General features: G+C 73.5%; 8 protein-coding genes. 1 reads left to right on the top strand and 7 read right to left on the bottom strand.

Features of this window, described 5'->3' with window-relative positions; all coding sequences use genetic code 11:
• Nucleotides 1–286: 286 nt before the first annotated feature.
• Entirely contained in the window at nucleotides 287–1,321 is a 1,035-nt protein-coding gene (locus ACL03H_RS00450) for a GDP-mannose 4,6-dehydratase (RefSeq protein ID WP_412808988.1), read from the bottom strand.
• Between the two features lie 380 nt (nucleotides 1,322–1,701).
• On the opposite strand from ACL03H_RS00450, the gene ACL03H_RS00445 reads away from it, so the two are divergent.
• Entirely contained in the window at nucleotides 1,702–2,451 is a 750-nt protein-coding gene (locus ACL03H_RS00445; RefSeq protein ID WP_412808987.1) for a thioesterase II family protein, read from the top strand.
• Between the two features lie 48 nt (nucleotides 2,452–2,499).
• Here the strand turns inward: ACL03H_RS00445 and ACL03H_RS00440 are convergent, their stop codons facing one another.
• The 6 genes from ACL03H_RS00440 to ACL03H_RS00415 all read right to left on the bottom strand — a co-directional run bounded on the left by ACL03H_RS00440 (nucleotide 2,500) and on the right by ACL03H_RS00415 (nucleotide 9,898).
• The gene (locus ACL03H_RS00440; protein ID WP_412808986.1) at nucleotides 2,500–4,008 is read right to left on the bottom strand and encodes a CocE/NonD family hydrolase; all 1,509 of its coding nucleotides are present in this window, start codon (nucleotides 4,006–4,008) and stop codon (nucleotides 2,500–2,502) included.
• A gap of 107 nt (nucleotides 4,009–4,115) precedes the next feature.
• Entirely contained in the window at nucleotides 4,116–6,773 is a 2,658-nt protein-coding gene (locus tag ACL03H_RS00435) for a LuxR C-terminal-related transcriptional regulator (protein WP_412808985.1), read from the bottom strand.
• Nucleotides 6,774–6,839: 66 nt separating this feature from the next.
• A complete protein-coding gene (locus ACL03H_RS00430; RefSeq protein ID WP_412808984.1) occupies nucleotides 6,840–7,880 on the bottom strand; it encodes a zinc-dependent dehydrogenase in 1,041 nt (346 codons plus the stop codon).
• A complete protein-coding gene (locus ACL03H_RS00425; RefSeq protein WP_412808983.1) occupies nucleotides 7,877–8,359 on the bottom strand; it encodes a PTS sugar transporter subunit IIA in 483 nt (160 codons plus the stop codon). Before ACL03H_RS00425 ends, ACL03H_RS00430 begins: the two co-directional genes overlap by 4 nt.
• On the bottom strand, nucleotides 8,352–8,810 hold the full coding sequence (locus ACL03H_RS00420) for a hypothetical protein (protein WP_412808982.1): 459 nt from the start codon (nucleotides 8,808–8,810) through the stop codon (nucleotides 8,352–8,354). The genes ACL03H_RS00425 and ACL03H_RS00420 overlap by 8 nt, the downstream gene beginning before the upstream one ends.
• Nucleotides 8,807–9,898, bottom strand: coding sequence for a PTS transporter subunit EIIC (locus ACL03H_RS00415; protein WP_412809068.1), 1,092 nt, complete (start codon nucleotides 9,896–9,898; stop codon nucleotides 8,807–8,809). The genes ACL03H_RS00420 and ACL03H_RS00415 overlap by 4 nt, the downstream gene beginning before the upstream one ends.
• Nucleotides 9,899–9,930: the final 32 nt, after the last annotated feature.

The following is a 9,930-nucleotide window of genomic DNA, read 5'->3' as shown; positions in this document are numbered from 1 at the left end:
CTCCACCAACCCGTCTCAGGCGGCCCCGGGGGGCCGTCCCCCGGCCGGAGCGCGGCCGGGCACTGCGGAGTTCCAGGAACCGGTGCTCGCGGGGGCCCGCCCGCGAGCACCGCCGGGCGCGCGGACCGGCCGCGCACCCGGGAGCACCGGGAGCGGGGCAGGACCGGGCCGGCACGACATGCGCCCAGTTTCACCACCGGGAGGCAGGAAAATCCTTAGTGAAGCCACCTCGACGCGGGATTTCTTCCCGCCGAGAGCGCGATCCCCGCGAGCATGATCAGCTCAGCTACCAGCTGGCGGCCGAAAGCACCTCGGCGTAGTCCCGTTCGCGGGAGGCCTGGCGCAGGTCGGACCGCACCATCATCGTCATCAGTTCGGTGAAGTCGACGCTCGGCTCCCAACCGAGCTCCCGGCGGGCGTGCGCCGAATCGGCGCACAGCGTCTCGACCTCGGCGGGGCGCACCAGCGTCGGGTCGACCTCGACGTGGTCCTCCCAGTTCAGCTCGGCGGCCTCGAAGGCGATCCGCACCGCGTCCCGCACCGAGTGCATCCGCCCGGTGCCGATCACGTAGTCCGCGGGCTGGTCCTGCTGGAGCATCAGGTGCATCGCGCGCACGTAGTCCCCGGCGAAGCCCCAGTCCCGGACCGCGTCCAGGTTCCCCAGGTACAGCTTGTCCTGCAGCCCCAGCTTGATCTGGGCGACGGCCAGCGAGATCTTGCGGGTGACGAACTCCGCCCCCCGGCGCGGGGATTCGTGGTTGAACAGGATTCCGGACACCCCCCACACGCCGTAGGACTCCCGGTAGTTCTGGGTGATGTAGTGCCCGTAGGTCTTGGCCACGCCGTACGGGCTGCGCGGGTGGAACGTGGTGCGCTCGCTCTGCGGCGTCTCGGCGACCTTGCCGAACATCTCCGACGAGGACGCCTGGTAGAACCGGATGGCCCCTTCGCGGGTGCCGCCGCCGGAGCCCTGCAAGCCGCTGACGATGCGGATCGCCTCCAGCGTCCGCAGCACGCCCATGCCGTTCACCTCGGTGACGAGTTCGGCCTGCTGCCAGGACATCGGCACGAACGAGATCGCCCCGAGGTTGTAGACCTCGTGCGGCTGCACCAGGTCCACGGCCGAGACCAGGCTGCCCTGGTCCATCAGGTCACCGTCCACGAAGGACACGTCGGCGGCCAGCCTGCTGATCCGGGACTTGCGCGGGTTGGCCTGACCGCGGATCAGACCCCACACCTGGTAGCCCTGGGCCAGCAGGTGCTCGGCCAGGTAGGAGCCGTCCTGCCCGGTGATTCCGGTGATCAGCGCTCGCCTGGACATGTGCTTCCCCTTCCACCACCTGACAAACGGACCGCCCGTGCCGACCGCGTGCGCGGCCGCCGGGAGACGCGCGATGGCACGCCGGACACCAGCACAGGTCGACGGCGCCTGCCGGGGGTGCCCGGCCCGGGCCGGGCACCGACGCTGGCAGCCGGTCGAACTCGATGTCAAAGGAAACCGGGACACCCTAGGGATTCGACGAGTACCCGGCCGCGAACCGCACCGGTCGAGGTCGATTCCCGTTGCGGGGGAGGATGATTCCCGAACTAGCAATTCCCCGGGCGAACCGGTGCTGTACTGGCCGCAGCGGGAGAGCACGAGGTGCGCGTGCGGCCACCTCGCTCCGGCACCGAATCCGGCCGAAGCACGAGGAGAGCGCCGTGACCGATCTCGATCCCGGAAAGTGGCTGCGCCGCTACCACCCCGCGCCGGAGGCGGCGGTCCGGTTGGTGTGCTTCCCGCACGCGGGCGGATCGGCGAGCTTCTACCGGCCGGTCGCCACCGCGCACTCCCCCGGTGCCGACGTGGTGGTGCTGCAGTACCCGGGCAGGCAGGACCGGCACCGCGAACCGCTGCTCGCGACGGTCGACGAGTACGCCGCGGCGGTCACCGAGGTGCTGGCCGCCGAACCCGAGCTGCCGACGGTCTTCTTCGGGCACAGCATGGGCGCGCTGCTCGCCTTCGAGGTGGCGCACCTGCTGGAGCACGGCGCGGGGGCTCCGCCGCGCTCGCTGGTCGTCTCCGGCAGGCGCGCCCCCTGCACCGCGCGCGACGAGCGGGTGCACCAGCTCGACGACGAGGGCCTGCTCGCCGACGTGCGCGGACTCAACGGCGCGGCGGCGGCGCTGGAGGACGAGGAGGTCGTGCGGATGTCGCTGCCCGCGATCCGCAACGACTACCGGGCGGTCGAGACCTACCCGGTGCGGGCGGACCGCGTGGTGGACTGCCCGATCGCGGTGCTCCTCGGCGACGACGACCCGAAGACCACCCAGGACGAGGCGCTGCGCTGGAAGGAGCACACCTGCGACGCCTTCCGCCTGCGCACCTTCCGGGGCGGCCACTTCTACCTCGTCCAGCACGCCACCGCCGTCAACGAGGAACTGGCCGAGGAGCTGCACCACCTCCGCTGAACCCGGGGTGCCCGGCCGGTGCCCGGGCTTCGACGCGGCGGCGGTGGGTCACTCCGGGATGACCGGGACGAACAGGTGGGAGGCGTGGTCGCCGCCGAAGTGGAGGACGCTGTCCCCGCCCCGACGACGATCGGCCGGGTCGTCGTGCGCGAGGTCGCCGAGGTCGTCGTCCTCGGAGCGGACGCCGAGCCGGAGGCGGTGGCCGGGTTCGAGGGTCAGGGAGGTGGGCCAGAGCTCCACCTCCAGCAGCGCGGGCACCCCGGCTTCGAGGGGGCTCGGTTCCTCGTGGCGGTGCCACGGCCGGTGCGGCAGCGTGCGGTCGGGATCGAGCTCCCGGTGCGAGGCGCGCAGCCAGCCGACCGCCATCGGCACCGGGGTCTCGGCCCCGCCGGGTCCGATCCCGGGGATCCGCGCGCCGTTCGCGTCGTACTGCTCCAGGCGGACGAGAACGTCCACGTCCTCGGCGGTGGAGGAGACCCACAGGCGGAGAGCGAGCGGGCCGGTGATCTCCAGGCGCTCGGTGGCGGTGAACTCGAAGTCGGCCGGGTGCGGCGTGCTCCCGGCGGCGGGCCGCTCCCAGCCGAGCTCCCCCGCGCCCAGGTAGAGGCGGCTCCACCGGGTGCGGGGCAGCGGCCAGTCCTGCTCGTCGCGCCACTCCACCTCACGGCCCCGCCGGATCGCGAGCCGCACCGGCGCGACGCCGTCCATCGCGGTCTCGTCGTCGCGGAGGAAGCGCCGCAAGAACCGGAGCTGCAATTCCTTGGCCCAGTCCGCGTAGTAGGGGTCGATGTGCGAGCCGACGTGCACCACGAGCCACTTGTGCTCCGAGGCCGCGCCGAGCCACCCCTCCACGTTGCCGCGCAGGTGCAGGTGGATCGAGCCCCAGTTGCCCGCCGAGAGCACGGGAACGCGCACCTGGGACAGATCGACGGTCCGCTCCCGGTACCAGTCGTCGACCAGCTCCCGCGAACTCAGCTCGGCAGGCATGTCCGCGTGGCCACCCCCGTTGAGCTGCGGGATGATCTGCCGCCGCCACCAGCCCTCGGTGGCGTTCGCGTAGATGCCGCCCTGGCGGCCCCAGTCCCGGTAGAAGTCGGTGCACCCCTCCCAGGCGACGATCGCGGCCAGGTGCGGCGGCCGCAGCGCGGCGACCCGCCAACCCATCATCGCGTACCAGGAGATGCCGCTGGTGGCGACCTTGCCGGTCGACCACGGCCGCGTACCGCACCACTCGACCACGTCGAAGAAGTCCTCGGCGTCGGCGCGGCCGAAGACGTCGAAACGGCCACCGGAGCCACCGGTGCCGCGCGCGTCGGCGCGCACGACGGCGAAGCCCCGTTCGGTCCACCACTCCGGGTTCGGCGTCTCCCACACCATGTGCTCGCCCTGGTCCACCAAGTCGTAGAGCGGGTAGCGCTCCGGCCAGTGCACGTCCTTGCCGTACGGGCTCATCGCGGCGATCACCGGTGCCGGCCGATCGCCGTCGGGCCGGAACACGTCGAGGACGAGCGGGACGCCGTCCCTCGCGGGAACCACCACGTCTCGGTCGATGCGCACGAGTCAGACCTCCTCAGTTCGCCGCCCGCGACGAGATCGCCGGGGCCGGGTGCTCCCGCCACCGTGCCCGGCGCCGCCCACCGCCACATCGGCCGTCCGGCCGGGGCTCAGGTGGGGTCGAGGGAGTCCGCCAGTGCGATCAGGCCCGCGCGGCCCGCGACGCCGAGCTTGCGGTAGACCTTGGTCAGGTGCTTCTCCACCGCCCGGGAGCTCACGCCCAGCTCCGTGGCGATCTGCTGGTTGCCCAGGCCGCCCGCCGCCAGCCGGGCGATGCGCAGCTCGGACCGGGTCAGCTCGGCCTGCGCTCCGCCGCCGTCCGCGGCGATCTCCTCCACCGAGCGCAGCCTCGGCACCCCGCACATCGCGGCGAGCTCGTCGCCCTCGTTGAGCTGCACGGCGGCTTCCGCCCGGTCGGTGGCCAGCAGCCTGCGGCCGAGCATCAGGTGCGCCTTCGCCAGCTCCAGCGTCCGCGCCGGGCCCCGGCCGTGCAGCACCTCCACCGCCCGGCGGAACAGCTCCACCCCCGGCTCGCCCTCGGTGATCGCGCCCCGCACCCGCAGCGCGCGCCCGACGGCGCTGGGAGCCCCCCAGGCCACCGCGCGGCGGTGCTCCTCGCCGATGAGCTCGGCGGCGTGCTCCGCGCGGTTCAACCGGCTGTAGAGCGATGCCGCCCAGCTCCGCCAGGGCAGCAGCGCCGGGTTCGTCCAGCCCAGCCGCTCGCGCTCCCGGCCGCACTCCAGCAGGTGCTCCAGGGCCGAGGTCGCGTCCTGCGCGCTCACCGCCAGCGCCGCGTCCCGCAGCTCCCGCACCCACGGCTGCACCGCTTGATCCCAGTCCCGGTACCGGGACAGCACCCGCGCGGCCGCGCCGCTGTCCGCCGAGTCCAGCACGACCGCGGCCAGCGCTTCGAAGCAGCGCGCCACCACCGGGATCAGCGCGGGATCGCAGCGGCGCAGCGTGCTCTCCGCCAGCGCCACCGCGTCGCCGAAACGGCAGGCCCGCACCAGCACGCAGGCCCGCTCGGAGTCGATGACCAGCCGTTCGGCGGTGCGCTCCACCCGGCCGCCCAGGCTCGCGGTCAGCTCCACCAGCCACTGCTCGGCCTCGCCGACCTCGTCGGCCAGCGCCAGCGCCCGCACCGCCAGCATCTCGGCGCCGAAGGCCTGCCTCGGTCCGGTGCCTCCCGCCAGCGCGCGCCGCGCCCAGGGCACCACCGTCTCGACGTCGGACCCGGCCATCGTCGCCGCGTAGAGCAGCACCGCCGCCCGCTCCGGCTCCACCCGGTCGTCGAGGGCGAGCGCGTTGAAGCGCTCCCGGGTGTCCGCGCACCAGCGGGGATCGCCCAGCCGCGCCGCGCGCGTCCGGGTGTCGATGGCCAGCGCCACCGCCGGGTCCAGCCCGTCGTGCGCCTGGAACTCCTCGAAGGCGTTGTGCATGGAGATCGGGGCGACGGTCAGCAGCATCAGCGGCACCCGGGCCAGCGCGGCCGCGCGCTGGGAACCGGTGGCGAAGCGCGGCAGCGCCTGCGACAGGTGCCGCATCGAGGCGACCGGCGCACCCGATCGCTCCGCCTCGGACAGGTCCGCCAGCAGCACCGAGCGCTCCTCCCCCGCGGTCGGGCAGGCCAGCAGCGCGCGGCGCAGGCAGCGGATCGCGGTGGGCACGTCGCCGCGCTCCAACGCGCGCCGCCCGGCGGCGTGCAGCACCCCGGTCGTCCACTCGCCCTGCGAGGCGTCCGAGGCGAGCAGGTGTTCGGCGACGACCTCCGCGGGCCGCCGCTCGGTCTGCAACAGCTCGGCCGCCCTGCGATGCCAGTCGTTGAGCTCGGCGGAACTCATCCCGCCCTCGACCACCTCGCGGATCACCGGGTGCGCGAAGCGGGGCCGGCCGGGATCCACCAGCGCGCCGAGCGCGCCGAGGGACCCCAGCGCGCCGGCGCACCGCTCGCCGTCCAGGCCGGCGAGTTCGGCGACCAGCCCGGGGGGCGCCGGGTCCAGCAGCGCGACCGCCCGCGCGGCGGCCAGCACCGGCGCCGGTTGCGCGCGCAGCACCCCGGCGGCGCGCTCGGCCACCACCGAGGGCCGCAGCGAACGAACGGCATCCACATCGGACTCGCCGCAGCGCCGTCCGCTGTCGCGCAGCCCGCAGACGATCGCGTTGAGCAGCAGCGGGCTGCCGTTCGAGACCCGGTGGCAGGCCGCCACGAAGCGGGGATGCCCGGTCGCGGCGAACACGTCGCGCACCACCGCGCCCACGCCCTCGGCGCTGAGCTCGGCCAGCGCGCAGCGGTGCGCGGCCCTGGACAGCAACCGCTGCACGGTCTGCGGATCGGTGGCGGGCTCGCCGTCGCGGCTCGCGACGACCACCAGCACCCGCGAGCCGTCGGCCGCCGCGCACAACCGGTCCAGCCAGCGCAGCGATTCCACGTCCGCGCACTGCACGTCGTCGACGACCAGCAGCACCGGCTCCGCGTCCGCGAGCAGCCCCGCCCGCATCACCTCGAAGTCGGGTCCCACCTCGGAATCGGTGCCGCAGCAGGAGAACTGGGTCAACACCCCGTAGGGGATGTCGCGCTCCGCGGTGGTCGCGACCGCCCGGAGCACCCGCACGCCGCGCTCCCGCGCCTCGGTGGCGGCCTGCGCGAGCATCGCCGAGCGGCCGATGCCGAACGGGCCGGAGAACGCCAGCAGGCCGCCGCTGCCGCGCCGCAGCTCGTCGACCGCCGCGCGCAGCAGCGCGCCCTCCTTGTCCCGTTCCCGCAGCACGTCACCGCTCTCCTCCCGTGCGCGCCGGAACCCGGCGGGAGCCGGGCCACCGGCCCTCGCCGCCGCTCACTGCTCGATGGTCACCTTGATCGCCTCACCGGTGCTGACGGTGCGGATCGCGTCGAGCACCCCGTCCAGCGGCAGCCGGTGGGTGATCAGGTCGTGCACCGGAACCTCGCCGGAGGCGATCAACCGCAGCGCCCGCCGGTTGTGCTCCGGGGTCGAGCCGTTGGCACCGACGATGGTCAACTCACGGTAGTGCACCGCGTTCGAATCGCAGTCGATGATCGGCGAATCCTTGGGCAATCCGCCGAAGAAGCTGATCCGGCCGCGCCGCGAGGCCATCCGCAGCGCCTGCTCCTGGGCCTCCCCGGAAGCCGCGGCGGTGATCACCACGTCGGCGCCGATGCCGTCGGTGCGGGCCAGCACCTCGGCCACCGGGTCGGATCCGGCGGCGTGGATCGCGGCGTCCGGACCGACCAGGGCGGCGGCCTGCTCCAGGCGCCGGGAGTTCAGCTCCACCAGGTACACGGCGGCGGCACCGCGCGCCCGCGCGAGCCGGGCGTGCAGGCAGCCGATCGGGCCCGCGCCCACGACCACCACCACGTCGCCCTCCCCGACCCCGGCGAGCTCCTGGCCGTTGAGCACGCAGGCCAGCGGCTCGGCCACCGAGGCGTCGGCGAACGCGAGCCCGTCCGGCAGCCTGTTCACCCCGCCGACGCGCAGCACCCGCTCCGGGACCGTGAGGTACTCGGCGAAGCCGCCGTCGAAGTGGTAGCCCATCGAGCGCTGGTCCGGGCAGACGGTCTGCCTGCCGCGCCGGCAGAAGCCGCACTCACCGCACGGGATCGCCGCGATGACCTGCACGCGATCCCCCGGCTCGAAGCCGGTGGCGCCTTCCCCCACCGCGACGACCTCGCCCGCGATCTCGTGCCCGATCACCCGGGGCGGATCGATGTGGTGGTGTCCGTGGCGCATGATCTTCAGATCGGTCCCGCAGGTGGAGCAGTTGCGCACCCGCAGCTTCAGCTCGCCCGGCCCGGCCTGCGGTTCCGGGGCCTGCTCGATCCGGATGTCTCCCGGTGCGTAGAAACGTGCGACCTTCACCTGTCCTCCTCAGTGGACCGCAACAGCCGATCGACCGTCGCCTCGTCCGGCGCCTCGCGCAGCTCTCGCGCGCGGACCGGATCCATCAGGACCCTCGCCAGGGACGCCAGCACGTCGAGGTGCCGCGCGGCCGCCGGGTCGGTGGAGCCATCGGTGTCGCGCCGGCCGGCCGCGATCGCCACGCACAGCTCGACCTGCTGGCCGTCGCTCCAGCGCACGCCGCCCGGGAACTGCACCACCACGAGGGCGGAGCGCCGGACGTGCACGCGGGAGGCGGTGGTGCCGTGCGGGATCGCGACGCCTTCCCCGAGGTGGGTGGTGAGGGACCGCTCGCGCTCGTGCATCGCGGCGATGTACTGCTCGCCGACCGCGCCGGTGTCGACCAGCAACCTGCCGCACTGGTCGAGGGCGTCGGCCCATCCCGCGGCGGTGCGGCCGAGCCGCACCGCCAGCGGGCGAGGCGATCCCGCCTCAACCACCAAGGGAGCCGCCCTCCCGGACCGCCTGCTCGACCTCGTCGAAGACGGGATCGCCCAGGAAGCTGCGGAATCCCAGGATGACCGCGGACCCGGTGTCCTCGCGCCGCGCCCGCTCCAGCAGCGTCTCCTGGCAGAGGATCAGATCCGCGTCCTCGGGGATCTCGCCGACCGAGGCGTGCGAGACCTTCACGTCGTAGGGCTTGAGCCTGCCCGCGAGCTGCGCGGCGACCATGGCGCTGCTGCCCATGCCGGCGTCGCAGGCGATGACCACCTTGCGCACCGCGGAACCTTCGATCGTGCCCATCGTTCGTTCCTCTCCCGTTCCTCGCGCGGCCTCGACCTCGTTCGGCGGCACCGGCCGCTCGCGCAGCTCCTCGTGGGAGCCGCGAACCCGGCGCTGGGCGAAGCCGATCGCGCGGAACCAGCGCGACGCCGCCGACCACCGGCTCATCGGACCGCTCCACCGGACTCGACGCCCTCGGGTCGTCGTCCCAGCTTCAGCACCACCGCGGCCACCACGAACGCGACCACGGCGGAGATGACCACGCCGGCGACCACGCCCATGTAGCCGCCCTTCGGCGTCACGGCCAGCAGGGCCACCATGCTGCCCGGTGAGGGCGTGGCGACCAGGCCCGCGCCGGTGATGCTGAAGACGAACAACCCGGCGGCGCTGCCGCTGATCGTCGCCAGCAGCAGCTTCGGCGCCGCCAGCACGTACGGGAAGTAGATCTCGTGGATGCCGCCCAGGAACTGGATGACCAGCGCGCCCGGAGCCGTCGCGCGCATCGTGGCCGGGCCGAACACGCTGATCGCCAGCAGCACGCCGAAACCCGGGCCGGGGTTGGGCTCCACCAGGAACTCGATGGCCTTGCCGTGCGCCAGCGATTCCGAGACCCCCAGCGGCCCCAGGACGCCGTGGTTGATGGCGTTGTTGAGGAACAGCACCTTGGCCGGTTCCACGATGATCGCCACCAGCGGCAGCAGGTGCAGGTCGAGCAGGGCCTGCACGCCGTGGCCGAGGGCGATGGTGACGCTCTCGATCGCCGGCCCGATCGCCAGCAGGCCCGCTATCGCGAACAACCCGCCGATGATGCCCGCGGCGAAGTTGTCCACCAGCATCTTGAACGCGGGAGGCACCCGTTTGCCCACCGTGCTGTCGAAGCGATTCAGCACCCAGCCCGCGAGCGGCCCCACGATCATCGCGCCCAGGAACATCGGCACCTCGGCACCGATCGCGATGCCGATGGTGGCCACCGCGCCCACCACGGCCCCGCGCTGCCCGTGCACCTGCCTGCCGCCGGTGTAGCCGATGAGCACCGGCAGCAGCAGCGTGATCATCGGCTCTTTCAGCTGCACCAGCTGGGGGTTCGGCCACCACCCCTCCGGGATGAACAGCGCGCTGATCAACCCCCAGGCGATGAACGCGCCGATGTTGGGCATGACCATGCCGGCCAGCTGCCCGCCGAACCGCTGCACCACGACGCGGGCCCGCCGCGCCTGCGTCTTCGATCTCGAATCCTCGGTGACCGTCCCTGACATGGTTGTCACTTCCCGTACCTCGCCGACGCCGT

It is taken from the genome of Saccharopolyspora antibiotica, from assembly GCF_047200635.1.
In the GTDB taxonomy this organism is placed as follows: Bacteria; Actinomycetota; Actinomycetes; order Mycobacteriales; family Pseudonocardiaceae; genus Saccharopolyspora_C.
The sequence above is the reverse complement of the archived record's forward strand: the minus strand, read 5'-3'. Positions and strand labels throughout refer to the sequence as shown.

Bases quoted from the DNA above. Each gene is read 5' to 3' on its own strand.
- ACL03H_RS00450 (WP_412808988.1), bottom strand. From the start codon at position 1,321: ATGTCCAGGCGAGCGCTGATCACCGGAATCACCGGGCAGGACGGCTCC.
- ACL03H_RS00420 (WP_412808982.1), bottom strand. From the start codon at position 8,810: ATGAGCCGGTGGTCGGCGGCGTCGCGCTGGTTCCGCGCGATCGGCTTC.
- ACL03H_RS00415 (WP_412809068.1), bottom strand. From the start codon at position 9,898: ATGTCAGGGACGGTCACCGAGGATTCGAGATCGAAGACGCAGGCGCGG.